Annotated in this window: 19 protein-coding genes; 9 read left to right on the top strand and 10 right to left on the bottom strand. The window is 51.6% G+C overall.

The genetic code is table 11. The features are described 5' to 3' along the window. Positions 1-190: 190 nt before the first annotated feature. Together moeA and moeB are read left to right on the top strand one after the other, a co-directional pair. Positions 191-1,426 (top strand): molybdopterin molybdotransferase MoeA, encoded by a 1,236-nt coding sequence (moeA, locus tag NR177_RS05375; protein ID WP_256852429.1) that lies wholly within the window; start codon positions 191-193, stop codon positions 1,424-1,426. Beyond that, the gene (gene moeB, locus NR177_RS05370) at positions 1,426-2,184 is read left to right on the top strand and encodes a molybdopterin-synthase adenylyltransferase MoeB (protein ID WP_172897763.1); all 759 of its coding nucleotides are present in this window, start codon (positions 1,426-1,428) and stop codon (positions 2,182-2,184) included. Before moeA ends, moeB begins: the two co-directional genes overlap by 1 nt. Positions 2,185-2,329: 145 nt before the next feature. Here the strand turns inward: moeB and NR177_RS05365 are convergent, their stop codons facing one another. From NR177_RS05365 to mntR, 7 genes are all read right to left on the bottom strand, one after another. Beyond that, positions 2,330-3,922, bottom strand: coding sequence for an ABC-F family ATPase (locus tag NR177_RS05365; protein WP_063878894.1), 1,593 nt, complete (start codon positions 3,920-3,922; stop codon positions 2,330-2,332). A gap of 332 nt (positions 3,923-4,254) precedes the next feature. After that, positions 4,255-4,656, bottom strand: coding sequence for an H-NS family nucleoid-associated regulatory protein (locus NR177_RS05360; protein WP_014606234.1), 402 nt, complete (start codon positions 4,654-4,656; stop codon positions 4,255-4,257). A gap of 709 nt (positions 4,657-5,365) precedes the next feature. Next, positions 5,366-6,892 (bottom strand): efflux transporter outer membrane subunit, encoded by a 1,527-nt coding sequence (locus NR177_RS05355; RefSeq protein ID WP_096012191.1) that lies wholly within the window; start codon positions 6,890-6,892, stop codon positions 5,366-5,368. 1 nt (position 6,893) lies between these two features. Further along, on the bottom strand, positions 6,894-8,462 hold the full coding sequence (locus NR177_RS05350; RefSeq protein WP_063878891.1) for a DHA2 family efflux MFS transporter permease subunit: 1,569 nt from the start codon (positions 8,460-8,462) through the stop codon (positions 6,894-6,896). Beyond that, positions 8,459-9,604 (bottom strand): HlyD family secretion protein, encoded by a 1,146-nt coding sequence (locus NR177_RS05345; protein WP_256852428.1) that lies wholly within the window; start codon positions 9,602-9,604, stop codon positions 8,459-8,461. Before NR177_RS05345 ends, NR177_RS05350 begins: the two co-directional genes overlap by 4 nt. Positions 9,605-9,746: 142 nt before the next feature. Continuing rightward, a complete protein-coding gene (locus tag NR177_RS05340) occupies positions 9,747-10,856 on the bottom strand; it encodes an SLC13 family permease (RefSeq protein ID WP_063878889.1) in 1,110 nt (369 codons plus the stop codon). A 24-nt stretch (positions 10,857-10,880) separates the two neighbouring features. After that, a complete protein-coding gene (mntR, locus tag NR177_RS05335) occupies positions 10,881-11,339 on the bottom strand; it encodes a manganese-binding transcriptional regulator MntR (protein ID WP_013025174.1) in 459 nt (152 codons plus the stop codon). 219 nt (positions 11,340-11,558) lie between these two features. On the opposite strand from mntR, the gene NR177_RS05330 reads away from it, so the two are divergent. Further along, complete coding sequence (locus NR177_RS05330; protein WP_063878888.1) at positions 11,559-11,747, top strand: hypothetical protein; 189 nt, start codon at positions 11,559-11,561, stop codon at positions 11,745-11,747. A 480-nt stretch (positions 11,748-12,227) separates the two neighbouring features. On the opposite strand, the gene ompX is transcribed toward NR177_RS05330, so the two are convergent. Further along, complete coding sequence (gene ompX / locus NR177_RS05325; protein WP_033737684.1) at positions 12,228-12,740, bottom strand: outer membrane protein OmpX; 513 nt, start codon at positions 12,738-12,740, stop codon at positions 12,228-12,230. A gap of 370 nt (positions 12,741-13,110) precedes the next feature. Between ompX and rhtA the strand changes: the two genes are divergently transcribed. The 5 genes from rhtA (at position 13,111) to glnQ (ending at position 17,372) form a co-directional block, all read left to right on the top strand. Next, positions 13,111-14,022 (top strand): threonine/homoserine exporter RhtA, encoded by a 912-nt coding sequence (gene rhtA, locus NR177_RS05320; RefSeq protein WP_096012189.1) that lies wholly within the window; start codon positions 13,111-13,113, stop codon positions 14,020-14,022. Positions 14,023-14,344: 322 nt separating this feature from the next. Continuing rightward, complete coding sequence (dps, locus tag NR177_RS05315) at positions 14,345-14,848, top strand: DNA starvation/stationary phase protection protein Dps (protein ID WP_063878886.1); 504 nt, start codon at positions 14,345-14,347, stop codon at positions 14,846-14,848. Between the two features lie 321 nt (positions 14,849-15,169). Further along, a complete protein-coding gene (gene glnH / locus NR177_RS05310; RefSeq protein WP_063878885.1) occupies positions 15,170-15,916 on the top strand; it encodes a glutamine ABC transporter substrate-binding protein GlnH in 747 nt (248 codons plus the stop codon). Positions 15,917-15,993: 77 nt separating this feature from the next. Further along, on the top strand, positions 15,994-16,653 hold the full coding sequence (glnP, locus tag NR177_RS05305) for a glutamine ABC transporter permease GlnP (protein ID WP_014593272.1): 660 nt from the start codon (positions 15,994-15,996) through the stop codon (positions 16,651-16,653). Next, on the top strand, positions 16,650-17,372 hold the full coding sequence (glnQ, locus tag NR177_RS05300) for a glutamine ABC transporter ATP-binding protein GlnQ (protein ID WP_096012188.1): 723 nt from the start codon (positions 16,650-16,652) through the stop codon (positions 17,370-17,372). Before glnP ends, glnQ begins: the two co-directional genes overlap by 4 nt. A gap of 35 nt (positions 17,373-17,407) precedes the next feature. On the opposite strand, the gene rlmF is transcribed toward glnQ, so the two are convergent. Together rlmF and NR177_RS05290 are read right to left on the bottom strand one after the other, a co-directional pair. Next, positions 17,408-18,331, bottom strand: coding sequence for a 23S rRNA (adenine(1618)-N(6))-methyltransferase RlmF (rlmF, locus tag NR177_RS05295; RefSeq protein ID WP_167385757.1), 924 nt, complete (start codon positions 18,329-18,331; stop codon positions 17,408-17,410). Between the two features lie 239 nt (positions 18,332-18,570). After that, positions 18,571-19,677: an SDR family oxidoreductase gene (locus NR177_RS05290; RefSeq protein ID WP_109717210.1), complete on the bottom strand. Its 1,107-nt coding sequence runs from the start codon at positions 19,675-19,677 to the stop codon at positions 18,571-18,573. A 329-nt stretch (positions 19,678-20,006) separates the two neighbouring features. On the opposite strand from NR177_RS05290, the gene NR177_RS05285 reads away from it, so the two are divergent. Further along, a complete protein-coding gene (locus tag NR177_RS05285; RefSeq protein WP_256852427.1) occupies positions 20,007-20,636 on the top strand; it encodes a flavin reductase family protein in 630 nt (209 codons plus the stop codon). Position 20,637 lies beyond the last annotated feature (1 nt).

Genomic DNA, 20,637 nt, shown 5'->3' with positions numbered 1-20,637 from the left:
GGAAAAACACTGATTTTGAATGGTTTTAAGTCAATTTAGACCATTTTTGAATATAGAAAGCCCGCTAAAGGTTGTAAAGCGGAAACTGACATTGCGCTAATAACCTTTCGTTGTGGCTTATGCCGATGTGACTCTGAAAGGAAAAGTCACCATAATAGACAGCCATTGCAACAGACAGGCTAAGAATAGAATGGAAAGCTTTACTGCCGGACTGATTTCCCTTGAGGACGCGCAACATAAGATGCTGGCGCAGCTGACGCCCATCACAGAGTCGCTTGAGCTGACCCTGCCAGAAGCCGCCGGGCGCATCACAGCCTGCGCGATCACCTCACCGATAGACGTACCGCCCTTTAACAACGCCGCTATGGACGGTTACGCCGTCAGGCTGGCGGAGGTTGCCAGCGGACAGCCTTTGCGGGTGGCCGGTAAGGCTTTTGCCGGCGCGCCGTTTAGCGGAGAGTGGCCAGCGGAAAGCGTCATCAGAATTATGACAGGCGCGCCTGTTCCTGCCGGTTGTGACGCGGTCGTCATGCAGGAGGAAACCCGCCTGCAGGACAATAATATTGTCATCACCGCGCCGGTCAACGCCGGACAAAATATTCGACTGACGGGTGATGATATCCGTGCCGGTCATCAGGTTCTGGCGGCAGGCGTGCGCCTGGGCGCGGCCGAACTGCCCCTGCTGGCTTCGCTGGGCATCGCCACGGTAAAGGTTTTGCGTAAACTGCGCGTCGCTATTTTTTCAACTGGGGACGAGCTGCAACCTGTGGGCCAGCCCTTAGCGGCCGGGCAGATCTACGACACCAACCGCTTTGCGATTTCGCTGATGTTGCACAAGCTGGGATGCGAGGTCATCGATCTCGGCATTATTAAAGACGATCCCACTGCACTGCGTAGCGCCTTTACTGAAGCCGATCGCCAGGCTGATGTGGTCATCAGCACCGGCGGCGTCTCGGTGGGTGAAGCCGACTTTACCAAATCGATGCTGGAAGAGCTGGGGGTGATTAGCTTCTGGAAGCTGGCGATGAAACCCGGTAAACCTTTTGCTTTTGGTCGCCTGGCGAACAGTTGGTTCTGCGGCCTTCCCGGCAATCCGGTTTCTGCCGTCGTGACCTTTTATCAACTGGTGCAACCGCTGCTGGCCACCCTGACGGGGCAAACCGCCTCCGCTCTGCCCGCTCGCCTGCGCGTACGTACGGCAACCGCGTTGAAAAAATCGCCCGGTCGACTGGATTTTCAGCGCGGCGTTCTGCGTCAGAATAGCCAGGGTGAGCCAGAGGTGATCAGCACCGGTGCGCAGGGCTCCCACGTTTACAGTTCTTTTTCTCAGGCCAATTGCTTTATTGTACTGGAACGCGAGCGCGGCCCGGTTGCAGCAGGTGAATGGGTGGACGTCGAACCCTTTAACCCGCTGCTGGAGGGATAATGTTGCCCGAACTGAGCCACGACGAGATGCTGCGCTACAACCGACAGATTGTGTTGCGTGGTTTTGACTTTGACGGTCAGGAAACCTTAAAAGCCAGCCACGTGCTGGTCGTGGGGCTGGGCGGTTTAGGCTGTGCAGCCTCGCCCTATCTGGCAGCGGCGGGCGTAGGAAATCTTTCGCTACTGGACTTTGATACGGTATCACTCTCTAATTTGCAGCGACAGATTTTGCATCATGATGCGGATATTGGTCGCAACAAGGTGGAATCGGCCCGTGAAAGCCTGGCGGCCATTAATCCTCACTGTCAGTTGCATCCGGTGCACGGCCAACTGGACGATGAGGCACTCAAGGCGCTTATCGCCCAGCAGCAGGTGGTCGTGGACTGTACGGACAATGTGGTGGTGCGCGAGCAAATCAACCGGTTGTGTTATCAGTTGAAAGTGCCGCTGGTATCGGGTGCGGCAATCCGTATGGAAGGTCAGCTCAGCGTGTTTGACTGGCAACCCGGTGCGCCCTGTTACCGCTGCATCAGCCGTTTGTTTGGATCTCAGGTGCTGAGCTGTGTGGAAGCGGGCGTCATGGCGCCGCTGGTGGGCGTGGTGGGTGCGATGCAGGCGATGGAAACCCTCAAGCTGCTGACGCACTTCGGCTCTCCTGCTCGCTCACGTTTGCTGATGTACGATGCGTTGAGCGCTGAGTTTCGCACCATGAAGGTATCGCAGGACCCCGAGTGTGAAGTGTGCGGTCATCATGATTGAGCCGTTAATTGATAGAGTTCATGCGTAAAGCGGAGGGGGCTGCAGGTCAGGTAAAGAAAGGATGTTAAGCCGGATCGTCGCAGGCAATCCAACCTGACGCACAGACCCAAACGATAATGGGGTAGCTATCGCTACCCCATTATGTTTATACGATGCCCTGACTGCGCAGGTAATCTTCGTAATTACCGGTGAAGTCCACAATACGATCGGCTTTCATCTCTATCACGCGCGTCGCCAGTGAACTCACGAACTCACGGTCGTGAGAAACGAAAATCAACGTTCCTTCATACATTTCCAGCGCCATATTTAATGACTCAATGGATTCCATATCAAGGTGGTTGGTTGGTTCGTCCATAATCAGGATATTGGGCTTTTCCATCATCAGCTTGCCAAACAGCATGCGCCCTTTCTCACCCCCGGACAGCACTTTGGCGGGCTTTTTAATATCGTCCTGTGAAAACAACAGACGGCCAAGGATGCCACGTACGGCCTGCTCATCATCGCCCTGCTGTTTCCACTGGCTCATCCAGTCAAATACCGTCAGGTCGTCGGCAAAATCGTCTGCGTGATCCTGGGCGTAATAACCAATCTTGGCATTTTCAGACCATTTAACGCTGCCGCTTTCCGGCGTCAGTTCGCCGACCAGGGTTTTTAACAGGGTGGATTTACCAATACCGTTAGCCCCTAATATCGCCAGTTTTTCACCGACTTCCAGCAGCAGATTTAAATTTTTAAACAGTGGACCATTATCAAACCCTTTGGTGATCGCTTCGACTTCCAGCGCATTACGGAACAGTTTCTTGTCCTGCTCAAATCGAATAAAGGGGTTCTGACGACTGGAGGCTTTGACCTCTTCCAGCTTTATTTTGTCCATCTGTTTGGCACGTGATGTCGCCTGGCGCGATTTAGAGGCGTTAGCACTAAAACGGCTGACAAAGGATTGCAGATCGGCAATTTGTGCTTTTTTCTTGGCATTGTCCGATAACAGTCGCTCGCGCGCCTGGGTGGCAGCGGTCATATATTCATCATAATTACCGGAATAAACACGCAGCTCACCGTAGTCCAAATCGGCCATGTGGGTACAGACCATATTGAGGAAGTGACGGTCATGCGAAATGATAATCATGGTGCTGTCGCGTTCGTTTAACACCTGCTCCAGCCAACGAATAGTATCGATATCCAGGTTGTTGGTCGGTTCGTCCAGCAGCAAAATATCAGGATTAGAGAACAATGCCTGTGCCAGAAGAACACGTAATTTAAAGCCCGGTGCAATTTCGCTCATCGGGCCATAATGCTGCTCTACCGGAATACCCACACCAAGTAATAACTCACCCGCACGCGGTTCAGCACTGTAACCATCCATTTCACCATACAGGACTTCAAGGTCAGCGACTTTGTAGCCTTCCTCTTCCGTCATTTCGGGTAACGAATAAATACGGTCACGTTCCTGCTTCACTTCCCATAATTCATGGTGCCCCATGATTACCGTATCCAGCACGCTATATTCTTCGAAGGCAAACTGATCCTGGCGTAATTTACCGATACGTTCATTGGGATCGTAAGAGACATTGCCGCCCGATGGCACCAAATCGCCACCCAAAATCTTCATGAAGGTGGATTTTCCGCTGCCGTTCGCACCGATTAAACCGTAACGATTACCGCCGCCAAATTTTACGGAGATATTTTCGAACAGTGGCTTGCTGCCAAACTGCATGGTGATATTGCTGCTAACTAACACGGCATTGACCTTAGTGAAGAGAGTGGATGGAAAAACGGCGGCTATTATGCCAGATGTGATGTAGCGCACGCCAGCCTCCGGCAAGGATTGCCTGAATGCCCCTTGAAAACGCGACGCTTTTAATTATTGCCCCTGCCGATTTTCGCCTGCTCAGCACCGCGCAAACGCAAGCCGCGGTGGCATTCGCTAACGGCACGGCTTCTGCCTGACCCAACAGGCGATTAATTAACAGGCCGATGCCAGAAATAGTCAGAGAGTACAAAGGGGTTTTTTAAATAAAAAAAGCCGGAGACATAAATGTCTCCGGCTACCGCTTACAAGGATTGTGTCGATTAATCGATCAGGAAACTGTCCAGGCTTTTACCTTCATCCAGCGCTTTTTTAATTGCTGCTGGGGTACGGCCCTGGCCGGTCCATGATTTCTTCTCACCGTTTTCATCGGTATAAGAATATTTAGCCGGACGTGGCGCACGCTTAGTGCGTTTTTTACCCTGCTCCAGGGCACCTAATAATTCATTAGGATCGATGCCGTCAGCCAGCAGCATTTCGCGATATTTAGATAACTTCTCTTCTTTTTCACGATTCTGTTGTTCTTCAGCATGGGCTTCTTCACGGCGTTCAGTTACAACGACCGTCAATTTCTCAAGAATTTCTTCCAGATCGCTCAGTGGCAGTTCACGAGCCTGGGCACGTAATGTGCGAATGTTGTTTAGAACTTTAAATGCGTCACTCATCACAATATCCTTGATTAAGGGGGTTTAATTAAACTGTAGCGACAAGATTACCTAATTCAAATAAAAAAATAAATTAATTTATTACTACAGATAATTCCGATAGGTTTTTTAAATGCCCGTGAAGTATTCAGGATGCTTATGTGGAGAGATTATTAACCACGAATTAACACTAAATAGCGGCTATCCTCGCACAATGTAAACGATTTCATTGATTACGCTTACTGCATGAATCATGCCTCAGATTTTATAACGTTCTTGCCGGTTATTTTTATCATCCTCAACGAATTTGGATTAAATGCCTTGTCCGGCTGCCCGTTTTTCTTGCCGTCGCCAGAGTGAATTCCACTGAAATAGCCAGCGTGTAACGGGGGATTTATCCCGTGGCTTGCGGATAACAGCGGGGTTAATTTTTCTAACCACGTTGATTATGCCGCCCTTCTCTGGCGTGTAGCTGACGTAAAAGCACGCGGGCGCGTCAGAAAGAGGATAAAGGGCTGGCAGGCCTGGCACTCACACCCGCCGCGCATTTTTTTGCTGGGTAATGTTGGAAAGATAAATAGCAGAGGCTATTTCAGATGCGGGTTATCACGGGACTGCACAGGGAAGTTTGATGATTTTTATTTGACGATGTAACGCATAAATAATACATCGCGGGTATCAGTACGGTTTTTTCCGGCCGTGTCCCGTTACAGGGCCACGGCCAGACCGGTTAATTCACCTGCGTTGCCGGACCAAATACGTCGTACTGCGGCAGTTGCACGTTCTGGTAGGTTTCCCAGCCACCGCCTAAGGCTTTGTAGAGGGCGACAAGATCCAGTCCACTTTGCATGCGCGCCTGAGTAGCCTGTTCCTGCGCCTGCGCCAGTTGACGCTGGGCATCAAGTACTTCAAGGAAAGTCGATAATCCCTGGCGATAGCTGTCACTGGCGAGATCGAAGGTGCGTTGCAGCGCGCCAGTGGTTTCATCCAGTGCGGTGACGCGCTGCTGGTCGGCACGGTAACTGACCAAGGCATTTTCCACATCCTGCAGAGCCGTCAGCACCGTCTGACGATAGTTGAGTGCCGCGTTGGCCTGCTGAGCACGCGCCAGCTTCACGCTTGAAACCAATCTTCCACCCTGGAAAATGGGAATGGATAACGACGGCCCCACGCTGTAGAAATGGCTGCTCCAGTCGTCAAGGTAACTGACGTCAGTGTTACGGACACCCAACTGGCCGGTCAGCGACAGACTGGGGAACAGCTGGGCGACAGAAACGCCAATCTCGGCGGTTTGAGCATGAAGTGTGGCTTCTGCCTGACGAATATCGGGACGACGTCGTGCCAGCGTAGAGGGAATGCCGACAGAGACAAACGCGGGTAATGTGGGCAGCGCTTTCGGCTCACTCAGTTCGGCATCCAGCGCACCCGGCGTTTTACCCAGCAGTACAGCGAGACCGTTCATCGCCTGGCGCGTTTGGGCCTGATACTGCGGCAACTGCGCCTGCAGGCTGCTTAACTGCGCGCGGGCATTTTCCACATTGGTCACCGGTGCCAGGCCGTTACGCTGCTGGCTTTCCGTCAACTGCCAGGTCTGATCGGCCACGGCAATCTGTTGTTGCAGCGTATTTACCGTTGCCTGCGCGCCGCGCAGCTGAAGCCATGCGCGCACCACTTCCGCTTCGAGCGACACCAGTGCGTCGTTGCGCTGCTCAATAGCTGCCTGCTGCTGGGCATTGGCTGACTCCACCTGGCGCCGCACTTTGCCCCACAGATCCAGTTCCCAACTGGCGTCGAAACTGCCCTGATACAAGGTGACCGGTTGCGTCAGACCGTTCAGCTGGCTGGCAACGTTGCTGTCGAGCTGGTCGGCACCGTTCGCTTTCAGCAGCCCTTCCAGCCCCAGTTGCTGTCGCGTGACCTTGGCTGAACCGTTAAGGCTGGGAAATAATCCGCCCTGCGCCTGCGATAGTTGCTCACGCGCGCCGGCAATCCGCAATACCGTCTGTTGTAAGGACAGATTACCTTCGATAGCGCGTGCAATCAGGCTGTCGAGTTGCGGGTCCTTAAAGTTATGCCACCAGCGTGAATCCACCGCTGACGTTTGTGGCTTCGAATTTTCCTGCGAATCCAGGGCGTGATAGCTGCCCGGCATCTGGGGCTTAGGTGCCTGATAGTCCGGGCCGACGCTGCAGCCCGCCAGCGCTAACACCAGCATCAGGTTGAGCGGATTCAGGCGATGCGTACTCATAACTTTCATGTCAGTGTGCTCCTGCACTGCCTTCGCTTTTGACAGGCGACAGCAGCCAACAAAATGGAATCAAAATCAGGGCAACGATACTTAAGCCTGAAAAGACGTCGATATAAGCCAGAATGCGTGACTGGACAATCATCTCTTTATAGAGCTGACCGGTTGCCAACGTGACGGGATCGCCCACTGCAGAGGTGAAGTCGCGGATCGCCTGTGCCCAGTGCTGAACCGTAATATTGAACTGTTCATTCAGCGGCGTCATGTTGTGCACCATATGGGCCGAGCGCGCCTGCTCTCGCTCTGTAATCGCCGCCGTGGACAACGAGATGCCAATCGACCCCGCGACATTACGGAACATGGTAAACAGCGCCGAGGCGTCCGCATTTAACCGTTGGGGGATCGTAATAAAGGCAATGGTGGTCAGCGGCACAAACAGGAAACCCAGGCCAATGGATTGTGCACTGCGCATCAGCACCAGCGTGGTGAAGTCCACATTCGGCGTTAAGGATGCCGAATAGAAAAAGGCTAATGCCAGGCAGCTAAAACCAAAGGCAATAATATAGCGGGTCTGCACCACCGGCATCAGTTTCAAGACCAGCGGAATGGTCAGGACAATCAACACCGCGCCAGGGGACAGCACCAGTCCCGACCAGGTGGCGGTATAACCAAGATCCTGCTGTGCCAACTGCGGCAAGACCACCGAGCTGCCGTACAGTATCATCGCCATCCCGGCCATTAATAAGCCTGCGACCCAGAAATTGCGATCCTTCATCACCAGAATGTCGACCACGGGCTTACGGGCATACATCAACCAGTAAATAGCCCCGACGATGCCAACAAGCGCCAGCACGGCAAACAAAACGATAAAGTGCGAGGCGAACCAGTCTTCGTCTTCACCGCGATCCAGCATGACCTGCAAACAGCCCAGGCCCAGCGTAATCAGGCTGATGCCGATATAGTCGATCTTGAGTTTACCCTTGGCCCATTTACGCTCCCACGGCGGATCTTCCAGCAAAGGTAAAATGGCCATGATGGTCAGCACGCCGACCGGGATATTGATAAAGAAAACCCAGCGCCAGCTGTAATTATCCGTAATCCAGCCGCCCAGCGTCGGGCCAATAACCGGTGCCACGATGATGGCGATAGAGGAAAGGCCGAAGGCTTTGCCCCGATCTTCCGGTTTGAAATAGTCGAGCAGGACCGACTGTTGTACAGGCTGAAGGCCACCGCCAAAAAAGCCCTGCAGGATGCGAAACAGAATGATCTGCCAGAGTTCAGTGGCGATACCACACAGGAATGAACAGATGGTAAACATCACGATGCAGATTAAAAAAAACTGTTTACGGCCAAACAGACGGCTGAAAAAGGCAGAGATGGGCAGCACGATACCGTTCGCCACCAGATACGACGTCAACACCCAGGTCGATTCATCGTAACTGGAGGAGAGTGAACCCGCGATATGCGGCAGGGCCACGTTTACGATGGTGGTATCGAGGATTTCCATAAATACCGCCAGCGTGACCGTAATGGCCACTAGCCAGGGATTACTGGCGGGTTTCCAGCTCTGCGATTCGCTCATTCCACGGTTACCTTCGGTTCAACCGATAATCCCAGTGGCAGTGGCCGGTTTGGATCAAGTCCTTTATCAATCACGATTTTTACCGGTACGCGCTGAACAATTTTCACGTAGTTCCCGGTGGCATTCTCAGACGGGAAGGTTGAGAAACGCGATCCTGTGCCCATCTGAACGCTGTCGACGTGGCCTTCCAGCTTCATATCCGGCCAGGCATCAACGCTGATCGTCACTTTGTCACCCGGATTCATCCGCTCCAACTGCGACTCTTTAAAGTTGGCGGTAATCCAGATATCCGGAGAAACCAGCGAGAACAAGGCGCTGCCTGCCTGCACCAGGGTGCCCATCTGCACGTTGCGCTTCGTCACAAAGCCATCATAAGGCGCACGAACCTGGGTATAAGAGAGGTTTAGCTCCGCCACGTTGAGCTGGGCTTTTGCCTGCTCAACCTGTTCCTGACGTGCTTCAACATTGGTTTCCTGCTGGCGGATTTGCAGCGCAACCTGCGAGGCAACTTCCACCTGCGCTTTGGCACTTTGCAACTGGGCCTGCGCAGAACGCAACTGAGCAGAAGCAGCGTCAATATTGCGTTGGCTGGTAGCGCGAGGATCAACGCCACGCTGACGACGGTAGTCAGCCTGCGCATTCAGGTAATTTGCTTCGGCTTTCGCCTGGTCTGCCAGAGCCTGATCGCGCTGGGCCGGATACTGAACACGTGAGAGCGCGAGCTGCGCCTGGGCCTGGTGCAGTTGTGCCATTGCCAGACCAAGTTGAGCTTTAGCCTGGGCGCGCTGGGCTTCGTTGTCGCTGGGGTCGATTTCTACCAGTAAATCGCCCTTCTTCACCCGTTGGTTATCTTTCACCAGTAACTTGACGACATAGCCAGACGCTTTAGCGGCGATAGTTACCGCATTGCCTTCAGTGAAAGCATCGTCAGTGATTTCTTCGTTACGGGTGGTAAACCAAAAGAAAAAGGCCACGATCACCATCACCACCACGATAACGGCCAAAATAATTAACGGTTTTTTACCGGGGCGTTTACGCGGTTTTTCATCGTTATTACTCGGGTTATCGTGGGACTGGCTGTTGTTATCCGGCGCGTGTTCTGCGTCTTCCTGATGTGAATCGCGGTTGTTGTTCTCGCTCATAGTTTCCGTCGCTGGCTAAGGCCCTCTATCCTGGGCGTAGAAAGTCCACTAAACATTAGATCGAAAACTGACAAAATCCAGTACAACTTTACGTAACTTGAGAAAGGCAGCACATCCTGCACCGTGGCAGGATGTGTCTGGATCAGGCGACGAGTTTTAGCAACAGCCAGCCGGTGAGCATGGACCAGGCGAGTAACGGAACGGAGAACAGGTGGAAACGCCACCAGATGGCGCGATCTTTGGCCATACGTAACGCAATAAGGTTAGCAAGTGAGCCGGGTAACAAACCGAACCCACCGATATTAACTGCCCAGGCGAGCGCTTCCGTTGGCGGCACTTTTTGCAACAGCAGGATCGTCGCAGGGACATTACTGATGATCTGCGACAAGCCGATAGCCAGCAGATAGAGTTCCCCTTTGCCAAGATGGGTAATGGCATCGAAATGTGCCTGCATCACCGGTAAACGCGTCAGCAGGAAGACATCCAGGAACATCACGATGAAGACCACCAGCAGGCTCCAGTCGATATTCAGCAATACCTGACGTGCCATAATCAGGAAACACACCAGAATCAGCAACAGCGCCCAGCCGGTGACATGCCATTCCAGCGCGGCAATAAACAGCAGATACAACACCACACTCACGGCAAACAGGGGTTTATGCCAGCTGTGCTGTTCACTGTTGTCATGCTTTTCAATGGTGCGTTTGGCAAAGCTGAACCAGGTGACGACCAGCAGGCTCAGCAGAAGCCACACCGCCAGCGGTGTCATTTGCAAAATAAAACCGCCCACGCTCAGTGAGCCGTGGCTCCACAACAGAATATTTTGTGGATTGCCCACCGGCGTCAGCAGCGATCCGGCGTTTACCGCCAGGGCTTCAAAGATAATCAAGCGCGAGATAGGTAAATGCGAAAATTTGCGTAACGTCAACGTGAGTGGCACCAGAATAAACAGCGCCACATCGTTGGTTAAAAAGGTCGACAGCAGGGCCGCCGCCAGCACCATAAACAGCGCCAGCGTACGTTCATGCTTGAAGCCCGCAATTAATCGGCCACCCAACACATCAAAATAACCGCTGGTTTCCAACCCCTTCGTCAGGATAAGTAATCCACTCAGGGTAATGATGGTATGCCAGTCCACCGCGGCGGGAAGATCCGGCCAGCGATAATCAGCAAGAAACAGCAGAACAACCCCAACAACGACTAACAAGTGCAATATATGGTCATGCAAAAATGAGCGAAGCACGATGGGCATGATGTCCGGCGCCTTAACTGAGGGTTAATTGTTTTCGTAAAATTTCTGGAATACAGCCAGCGTTTCATCACTCACGTGATGTTCAATGCCTTCTGAATCGCGACGGGCCGTTTCCGGACTGATACCAAGCGCTAACAGGAAGGTTTCAACAATATGATGGCGGGCACGGCTCTCTTCAGCCAGCTTTTCCCCCTCACGTGTTAAAAAGACACCACGATAAGGCACCTGCTCAACCAGTCCGGCAGTACCTAATCGCTTTAACATTTTTGCTACGGTAGGTTGCGAAACACCTAAACGTGCGGCCATGTCGACCTGACGTGCTTCACCAAATTCACCAATTAAATCAGAGATTAGCTCAACATAGTCATCAATTAGCTCACGACGATGCGCCTCGCGCACCTGCCGAAAACCTTCGACATGCTCTTCAATATCTTTCAGTGGTCCTTGCGGGGCAGAAACCACGCTTTTGGCACGACGACTCATTCAGCTTCCTCTTTATTTTTTCCACACCAGGCCTGCCATGTGGTTTTAGCTGCGCTCATTGTAAACCAGGCGCAAATAAGCTCAAATTTTTCGTCGTTAGCCTTGGCTAAATGATATAGCCAATGCTATATTTGTCGATAATGTAAACAGAGTGATGCATTAAAGCACGATTAAGCCGCTCTGCTTACCGTTGCGTTAAATTTATTGGGAGGTGATGTTATGAGCACCCTGAAAAGCTGTGTTGACTGCAGCAAATGCTTCCAGGCAGAAAAATCAACATCAGGTATGAAATCCTGGTGGTGCCTGCTGACCCGTTCCCCTTTTACACTGCGCCTGATGTTGATAAACAAACTTCTGGGTAATGAACCGGAAGAACGTCACTGTCAAAAACTGATCTGGCGCGGCTGATAGCTGATATCGCCTTTTGGCTGACCGCCTGAAGGCGCGGGCTTCTTCTGTTGCCGCGCTGACCACGCCTGCCGTTTATCTGTGCTCCCCATGTACGTCTGTACTGCTTCCGTCCCCTGAATCATCACTTATCTGCGCCCTTTATAACAGGCAGAGACCGTCGCCTGCGGTAGCGCGCCCTTCTCTGGCATCGGCGAAGTCCAGTTGCGGATGACGGTTGCGCCAGCGGCAGATTTCTCCGACGGGGCAGCACTCATGGGCAGGCAATCAGCCACTATGATGCTGTGGCATCTGCGCGCAGGTCTTTACGCCATATTCGTGCCCTAAGGCTACTGTGGTGCTGTAGCATCTGCACTCAGCTCTTCACACCCGATCTGGCATTGCCCTAAGGCCACCCAAATGCTGTATGACGAGTTATTTTTCGTTACCAATAAAAACGGCCCTGAAAAGGGCCGTTTTTTAAAACTCGACTACGCTAACTTAGAAGCTGTAACCTACGCCAGCGATCCAGGTGCCAACGTCAACGCTACGGATGCGGCTCTGCTCATAGCCAACGTCCAGTGCAACGTTTTCCATTGGGTTGAACTGCATACCCGCGCCGTAAGAGAAACCGTAATCGCTGGTGTCTGCTTTGTCGCGTGACGTGGTGTCGTTAGCCTGGTATTTACCGTAGCCAACACCAACCACACCGTAGATGCTTGCCCAGTCATTCAGACGGAATGCTGGACCACCGGTGATACCGTAGTACTGGCCTTTATTGTAGATGCCATCTTCGGTACGATCTTTCTCGGTGTAGGTGAATGAGCCGATCCAACCCAGTGGGTTAGAACCGTCTTCATAACGATATTTCAGGTTGAAGCCGTTTGCTTTGTTAGCAACGCCCTGGTAGTCGCTCTGTGCGTAGCCACCGGTTACGGTGCTCTGTGCCATGGCGGAACCTGTTGCTACTGCTAACACACAGGCTAATGCTGAAAGACATGCAATTTTTTTCATAACCACCTCAAATGTGAAAGTACTTCTCTCCTGACAACGCTGAAAATATAACAAAAAATAGCGAGAAACTCTGCCCGCATTTTGTTGTCTAACACATAGTTTGGTGTAACAGGAAGTTAATGAAGTATCCTATGTCATTCTTTTTTCTTATAAAATACGTCATATGATTGCAACAAACCTCTTAAACAAATTTTCATGCTTTAAGTTAATTCCTAAAAAATCCTGACATTAATTTACTTATCTGCCCGTAATTTTGCTCAAAAACCAACCAAACAGAAAAAATTAAAATCACTTTGCGCCCTCTTTTTGACCTGCATTTCCATTACACTGGTCATCTTGTTAGCTAAATTGATCGGGAAGCGCCTACAGGATGTCAGCCACTTCGTTAAAGTCATTTACGCCAGTCTTCATTCCTGTCGTCGTTCTGCTCATCTCTATGCTGTCACTCCAGGGCGGCGCTTCACTGGCGAAAACCCTGTTTCCCACTGTCGGTGCCACCGGCATTACTGCCCTGCGTCTGGGATTTGGCACGCTCATCCTGTGCGTCATATTTAAACCCTGGCGGTTGCGTTTTAGCCGGGAACAACGCACGCCACTCATTATTTATGGCTTGTCGCTGGGTGCAATGAACTTCCTGTTTTATCTCTCTATCCGCACCGTCCCGCTGGGCATTGCCGTGGGGCTGGAGTTTGTTGGTCCATTGACGCTGGCGCTGCTCGGCTCACGCCGTGCGCTGGACTTTATCTGGGTCATCCTTGCCGTGGCAGGACTCTGGTTTTTGCTGCCGTTTAGTACCGGCATTGCCTCCGTTGATCCGGTGGGCGCGCTGTTTGCGCTGGGTGCGGGTGCCTGTTGGGCGTGCTATATCTTATCGGGACAGCGGGCAGGCGCAGAGCACGGTGCTGCCACCGTTGCCATCGGCTCCTTGATTGCCTCCCTGGTGTTTGTCCCCGTCGGGTTGACGTTTGCGGCAAGTGGCATCTGGCAGTGGAGCGTCATTCCCGTCGCGGTTCTGGTGGCGTTTCTTTCCACGGCGCTGCCCTATTCGCTGGAGATGATTGCGCTAACGCGCCTGCCAGCGCGGATCTTTGGCACGCTGATGAGCCTTGAACCCGCAGTGGCGGCCCTGTCGGGCATGATGTATTTGAACGAGAGTCTGTCGGGAACGCAGTGCCTGGCGTTACTGGCAATTATCCTGGCGTCTGCAGGTGCAACCCTGACGATGCGTCCCAGAAAGAGCCAGCTGAATGAGATTGCAGTGGCGGATAACGCCAAGAAATAATGCGCGCCAGCCTGTTGAAAAACAGGCTAAATAACACTAAAAATCATCCTGATAATTATTTTCATCTAAAATGTAATAGAAAGTTAATATTTAGAACATCTACAACCTGCTCATTGAATAATTATTTAACCTTATGATTTTATAATACTTTTACTTGCTGGTGAATTTAACACCTTATTAACTCATTTACACACTGTCTGACCGTTGCAAAGGCGAATACTATTTCAGCCATTGATTAAGCCAATCCTGCAAAGCCCTGAATCACTGCTATACTCAATCTCGTACTTGATTAGGACAACCATTGAAAGAGAGGACCGAAACAATGAGTACCGCTAAACTGGTTAAAACAAAATCTTCTGATCTACTTTACACCCGTAATGACGTGGCAGATGACGAAAAGAGAGCCACCATTGAGGTGCTCAATCGCCTGGTAGTGGAGTTCATTGATCTGTCACTGATCACTAAGCAAGCCCACTGGAACATGCGTGGCGCAAACTTTATCGGTGTGCACGAAATGCTGGACGGCTTCCGCACCGCGATTACCGATCACCAGGATACCATCGCAGAGCGCGTGGTACAGCTGGGTGGCGTCGCACTGGGTACAACCCAGGTGGTGAACGACAAGACGCCACTGAAAAGCTATCCGCTGAATATTCACAGCGTTCAGGATCACCTGAAAGCGCTGGCCGATCGCTACAGCGTTGTCGCTAACGACACGCGCAAAGCCATTTCTGAAGTGAAAGATGAAGATACCGCAGATATTTTCACTGCCGCATCGCGTGATCTTGATAAATTCCTGTGGTTTATCGAGTCCAATATTGAATAATGTCAGACAGTAGACTGTAAACAGGCGGGGAAACCCGCCTTTTTTACGTCTGTGTTATTATAATTTTATGACTTTGTTAACAGTTTTCACTTCCTGCTCTTCCTGTTTTTCCCTTCTGATGCACACTACCTCTGCACCACCGTAGCACTATGCACCACCATGAAGCACCCAATTAGTGCAAACTCACTTCCCCGTGCAGAATCGTGTCAGCGATTTTGTGTCAGGCAGTCGATTTTATGTATTTTGCAAAGTTGGCATATTTTTTTCATATGATAGCTCGCAAACCTGGGCCTTGACGCCTGGTCGTAATAAGGAAAAATGATGAAATCGTTGTTTAACATCTCTGTGGCCGCGCTGGCGCTGGCCTTCTCCCTCTCTGCTACCGCCGCCGAAAAGAAACTCATCGTCGCCACCGATACTGCATTTGTCCCTTTTGAATTTAAACAGGGTGATAAGTATGTTGGTTTTGATGTGGATTTGTGGGATGCAATCGCAAAACAATTGAAACTGGATTATACCCTGAAACCGATGGACTTCAGTGGCATCATCCCTGCACTACAAACGCGCAACGTTGACCTGGCGTTAGCCGGTATCACCATTACGGATGAGCGTAAAAAAGCGATCGAATTTTCTGATGGCTACTATAAAAGTGGTCTGCTGGTAATGGTTCGCAACAATGAAAATGACATCAAAAGCATTAACGACCTGAATGGTAAAGTGGTCGCAGTGAAGAGCGGTACGGGTTCAGTGGATTACGCTAAGAGCCACATCAAAACGAAAGACCTGCGTCAGTTCCCTAATATTGATAACGCCTATATGGAACTGGGTACCAACCGTGCTGACGCGGTACTGCATGATACGCCAAACATCCTTTACTTCATTAATACTGCCGGTAAAGGCCGCTTCAAAGCGGTAGGCGAATCGATTGAAGCACAACAGTACGGTATTGCCTTCCCGAAAGGCAGTGACGAACTGCGTGAAAAAGTAAACGGCGCGCTGAAAACACTGAAAGAAAACGGAACCTACAACACGCTTTATAAAAAGTGGTTTGGCACCGATCCTAAATAATAACTGAGTCTGCGTTCATTTTTCAGCAGGGAATATTTCCCTGCTTTTTTCCATCGCAACACAAGTGGAGTTTCACCATGGAGTTTGACTGGAGCGTCATTTGGCCAGCCATGCCAGCGCTGCTCGAAGGCGCGAAAATGACCTTAATTATTTCCATCATTGGCCTGGTGGGCGGGTTAATTATCGGTCTGGTCGCGGGTTTTGCGCGCGCGTACGGCGGCTGGATAAGCAATCATATTGCCCTAGTCTTTATTGAAATTATTCGCGGCACGCCTATCGTTGTGCAGGTGATGTTTATTTACTTCGCCCTGCCAATGGCCTTCCCGGATTTGCGTATCGATCCTTTCACCGCCGCCGTGGTGACCATCATGATTAACTCTGGCGCTTATATTGCCGAAATTACGCGCGGTGCGGTGCTGTCGATCAATAAAGGTTTTCGCGAAGCCGGACTGGCGCTGGGCCTGTCGAGCCGTGAAACCCTGCGCTATGTGATTATGCCCTTAGCGCTGCGCCGTATGCTGCCCCCGCTTGGCAACCAGTGGATTGTCAGTATTAAAGATACGTCCCTGTTCATTGTGATTGGTGTGGCCGAACTGACGCGTCAGGGCCAGGAAATTATTGCCGGTAACTTCCGTGCACTGGAAATCTGGAGTGCGGTCGCGATTATTTATCTTGTGATTACGCTGGTGTTGAGCTTTGTGCTGCGCCGCATTGAGAAAAGGGTGAAAATCCTGTGATTGAATTTAAAGACGTCTCAAAGCATTTTGGCAAAACCCAGGTGCTACACAATATCGACCTGAATATTAAGCAGGGCGAAGTGGTGGTGATTATTGGTCCATCCGGTTCCGGTAAGTCTACCCTGCTGCGCTGTATCAATAAATTAGAAGAGATTACCAGCGGCGAGCTGATTGTTGATGGATTGAAAGTTAACGATCCTAAAGTCGACGACCGTCTGATTCGTCAGGAAGCAGGCATGGTGTTCCAGCAGTTTCACCTCTTCCCACAGATGAGTGCCCTGGATAACGTTGCATTCGGCCCGATTCGGGTGCGCGGTGCCAGCAAAGAAGAGGCGCATAAACTGGCGCAGAGCCTGCTGGCTAAAGTAGGCCTGGCCGAGCGCGCCCATCACTTTCCTTCAGAGCTATCCGGCGGCCAACAGCAGCGTGTGGCGATCGCGCGCGCGCTGGCGGTTAAGCCCAAAATGATGCTGTTCGATGAGCCGACCTCGGCACTGGACCCGGAACTTCGTCATGAAGTATTGAAAGTGATGCAGGACCTGGCTGAAGAAGGCATGACGATGGTTATCGTCACGCATGAAGTCGGCTTTGCGCAGAAAGTGGCATCACGGCTGATCTTTATCGATAAAGGCCGTATTGCCGAAGACGGTGATCCTGACAGCCTGATCAGTCACCCTCCCAGCGAACGTCTGCGCGAATTTTTACAGCACGTCTCCTGAGTGATTAACACAGCAGCCCGTTGCGGGCTGCTGTGTTAGCGAGACAGCCGTTGTGCGCGCTGGGCGGCGGGCATAAAGCTCCACGCCAGAAAACGGCTCTGCTTCTGCCCCTGCGCCATATTCACCACGCGCACGACTTCGGTGTCCAGTGCTTTTAGTTGTTTTTCCAGGGCAGGCAAATGCTCTTTACGCGACACCAGCGAGGTAAACCACACCACCTGGTTCGCCATGCCGGCGCTTTCCGCAATCATTTTCCCCACGAAGGCTTTTTCACCGCCTTCACACCACAGCTCATTGTGCTGACCGCCAAAGTTAAGCGGTGCGGCAGGCTGTAAACCCAGATTACGCGATTTGCGCTGTGAACCTGCCGCCGCCTCTTCGGCCGACGCATGAAACGGCGGGTTACAGATGACCGCATGGAAAAACGCATCTTTATTCACCACGCCATTCAGCACCGCCTGCGGATTTTTTTGTCGGCGTAAGCGGATCAGGCGCTGCATACCGGCGTTGGCGGCAACAATTTTACCGGCAGCTTTCAGCGCGGCTTCATCAATTTCGGTCCCGGTAAAACGCCAGCCATATTCAGCAGCCCCAATCAGCGGATAAATGCAGTTTGCCCCGCACCCAATATCCAACACGTCCGCCGAAGGGATCTTGCCTTGGTTATCCAGTGCCAGTAAATCTGCCAGATAATGCAGGTAGTCAGCACGTCCCGGCACGGGTGGACAAAGCGATCCCGGGGCCAGTTGCCAGTCAAGTCCGTAGAAAAGTTTGAGCAGCGCCTGGTTCAGCAACATCACCGCCTCAGGATCGGCAAAATCAACCGACATCACGCCGTAACCATTAGGCCGGACTTTTGCGGCCAGCGGCGGATGTGCCGCCGTGAGGGCAGCAAAATCATATTCACCTTGATGGCGGTTTCGGGCGTGGAATAGCGACGGGCTGGCTGACTTTTTCATACGTTCTCTCATGTTTTCAGGCGCGCGTACAATACGCTGTGGCTGGCAGAAAATAAACAGCATTCTCGGCTGCATGAAGACAGGGTGGCGGATAAGCCAATGTGCCCTGTGCGGTATAACCCCCTGTTTGCGGTATTAATGAGGGAATAAAAGCGCAGGCGAAGGAGAAAGACGTTAGCTTAGCAATAAAAAATGCGCCACCAGCAAACGTGCTGGCGGCGCATCATAAGCCTGCGGGATTATTTAAAATCGACGCGCATTAAATCCTGGATTGGCATGCCTTTCGTGGTTTCTACGCAACGATCGATATAACTGGTAAAGCCTGGCGGTGAACTCATACCCAGGCGCAGCAATTTGTCGTTAGAGAACACCACATTCAGGCGGGCGAACTCACCGTACAGGCGCATTGCGCGCAGCATCAGGCGTTCATTACAAGGCCCGTAAATCTTTTTGAAGTTCTTGCGCTCTTTAACGATCTCGCTGAAATCAACCTGCAGATAGTTAGGTGCCAGCGGTGCACTTTTTTCTGCTGTGGCAAACGCCGAATCAATTTCAGAGAAGGTATTGCTGCTGCGCTCACCGGCAGAAATGTGATAAACCATCTCTTTGGTACAGCCATGATCCAGCAGGAAAACCAATGATTTAGCACAGTAGTCCACGGGGATCACATCGACGCGGTCGTCGAGTGAGCAGAGGAATTTTTCCAGCTTCATCACCATCTTGAATACCCAGAAAATACTGCCTGACGGCGTACAACCTTCCTGAGAATGACCAACCACGATGGATGGACGGGCAATGACCAGCGGCAGGTGAGGCAGTTCCTGCTTGATCTTGTTTTCAATGTAGGATTTGGAATAGGTGTAATCGACAATGTGATCTTCACGGGAAGACAGCACCAGATCCTCTTTTACGATTTCACCCTGATCCGGCGCGGAAGACATGGCCGTACCAACGTGGACAAATTTCACGAACGCAGGCAGTGCTGCCATTCTGGCGGCCAGTTTGAAGGTTCCTTCAACGTTAACCCGCCAGATATCGTTATTTTCACCAAATGACGCAATCGCCGCGCAGTTAATGACGTGGCTGACCTGATCGATGCGCGCATCATCCAGAAACAGTTCAGGCGCCAGGAGATCGCCGACCAGAATCTGATCTACGGTCAGGCGCTGAATAGCCTGTGCCGAACATGAAAACTTAGATAAATTATCTTTAACCCTCTCCAGTCCCTGGGTAGCATCGCTGGCTCTGATAAGCAGCAGCAACTCAACATCCTGGCGCATCAGCAATTCTGCCACGACTGCACCACCAACGAATCCAGAAGATCCTGTAACAAGAATTTTTTTCATATCGACCACGAGAACAATTGATGAGGTTGTATATTGCGCTATTTTCGTTAAACAAATACGAAACCTTTGCTAGCACGAAATGTATAAAATGTACTCGTTTACTTTTCGTTTACTTTTCGTTTACTTTTGCACCACCTGTTTTCAGTAGCAAAATCGGTAAATAACATTTAACTAACTGATATAAATAAAAATTCACCCGTTAGCACAGAAAGTAACGGCTGTTATTATTCAGGAATAATCCGGTGCCTGATCGAGGCCTTTTTACAGGTTTGCCACGGCAACAGCCATTTACCCACTACGCTTGAATCAGCTTTTACAGGGAGACAACCATGAACAAACGTTATTCTTATCAGCCTCGCGCCGGACATGGGCTGCCGCACGATCCACTCAACGCCATTATCGGCCCACGTCCCATTGGCTGGATTAGCTCCATCAGCGCCAAAGGCATCCGCAATCTTGCGCCTTACAGTTTTTTTAACTGTTTCAATTACCAGCCACCCATTATTGGTTTCGCCAGTAGCGGCTGGAAAGACAGTGTGCAAAATATTGCTGAAACCAAAGCGTTTGTCTGGAATCTGGCAACCCGGCCGCTGGCCGACGCCATGAACGAAAGTTCCATTTCTGCACCCGCCGATCAGGATGAGTTTGCCCTTGCCGGTTTAACGCCCCTTGCCGCCTCGCAGGTTGAAGCCAGTCTGGTGCAGGAAAGTCCGGTGAATTTTGAGTGTAAACTGACGCAGCTTATTCAGTTGCAGGATGCGCAGGGCAACGCCCTCGACAGCTGGCTGGTGCTGGGTGAAGCCGTCGCCATCCACATTGATGAAACGCTACTGGAAAACGGCATTTATCAGACGGCGAAAGCCGAACCGATTTTACGCGCTGGCGGCCCCAGCGCTTATTACGGTATCAGTGAGGCGCAGCGCTTTGATTTGGTGCGCCCGGATGCGCGTCGGGGGTAAG

The organism is Pantoea sp. Fr+CA_20 (assembly GCF_024520835.1).
GTDB lineage: Bacteria > Pseudomonadota > Gammaproteobacteria > Enterobacterales > Enterobacteriaceae > Pantoea > Pantoea allii.
The sequence above is the reverse complement of the archived record's forward strand: the minus strand, read 5'-3'. Positions and strand labels throughout refer to the sequence as shown.

What these genes read in the sequence shown, in the direction of transcription:
- moeB (WP_172897763.1), top strand. Translation starts at nt 1,426, where the DNA reads ATGTTGCCCGAACTGAGCCACGACGAGATGCTGCGCTACAACCGACAG.
- rlmF (WP_167385757.1), bottom strand. Translation starts at nt 18,331, where the DNA reads ATGAAAAAGTCAGCCAGCCCGTCGCTATTCCACGCCCGAAACCGCCAT.
- ompX (WP_033737684.1), bottom strand. Translation starts at nt 12,740, where the DNA reads ATGAAAAAAATTGCATGTCTTTCAGCATTAGCCTGTGTGTTAGCAGTA.
- mntR (WP_013025174.1), bottom strand. Translation starts at nt 11,339, where the DNA reads ATGAGTCGTCGTGCCAAAAGCGTGGTTTCTGCCCCGCAAGGACCACTG.
- NR177_RS05360 (WP_014606234.1), bottom strand. Translation starts at nt 4,656, where the DNA reads ATGAGTGACGCATTTAAAGTTCTAAACAACATTCGCACATTACGTGCC.
- NR177_RS05350 (WP_063878891.1), bottom strand. Translation starts at nt 8,462, where the DNA reads ATGAGCGAATCGCAGAGCTGGAAACCCGCCAGTAATCCCTGGCTAGTG.
- NR177_RS05355 (WP_096012191.1), bottom strand. Translation starts at nt 6,892, where the DNA reads ATGAAAGTTATGAGTACGCATCGCCTGAATCCGCTCAACCTGATGCTG.
- glnH (WP_063878885.1), top strand. Translation starts at nt 15,170, where the DNA reads ATGAAATCGTTGTTTAACATCTCTGTGGCCGCGCTGGCGCTGGCCTTC.
- NR177_RS05340 (WP_063878889.1), bottom strand. Translation starts at nt 10,856, where the DNA reads ATGCCCATCGTGCTTCGCTCATTTTTGCATGACCATATATTGCACTTG.
- moeA (WP_256852429.1), top strand. Translation starts at nt 191, where the DNA reads ATGGAAAGCTTTACTGCCGGACTGATTTCCCTTGAGGACGCGCAACAT.
- NR177_RS05345 (WP_256852428.1), bottom strand. Translation starts at nt 9,604, where the DNA reads ATGAGCGAGAACAACAACCGCGATTCACATCAGGAAGACGCAGAACAC.
- NR177_RS05290 (WP_109717210.1), bottom strand. Translation starts at nt 19,677, where the DNA reads ATGAAAAAAATTCTTGTTACAGGATCTTCTGGATTCGTTGGTGGTGCA.
- glnP (WP_014593272.1), top strand. Translation starts at nt 15,994, where the DNA reads ATGGAGTTTGACTGGAGCGTCATTTGGCCAGCCATGCCAGCGCTGCTC.
- rhtA (WP_096012189.1), top strand. Translation starts at nt 13,111, where the DNA reads ATGTCAGCCACTTCGTTAAAGTCATTTACGCCAGTCTTCATTCCTGTC.
- NR177_RS05330 (WP_063878888.1), top strand. Translation starts at nt 11,559, where the DNA reads ATGAGCACCCTGAAAAGCTGTGTTGACTGCAGCAAATGCTTCCAGGCA.
- NR177_RS05285 (WP_256852427.1), top strand. Translation starts at nt 20,007, where the DNA reads ATGAACAAACGTTATTCTTATCAGCCTCGCGCCGGACATGGGCTGCCG.
- dps (WP_063878886.1), top strand. Translation starts at nt 14,345, where the DNA reads ATGAGTACCGCTAAACTGGTTAAAACAAAATCTTCTGATCTACTTTAC.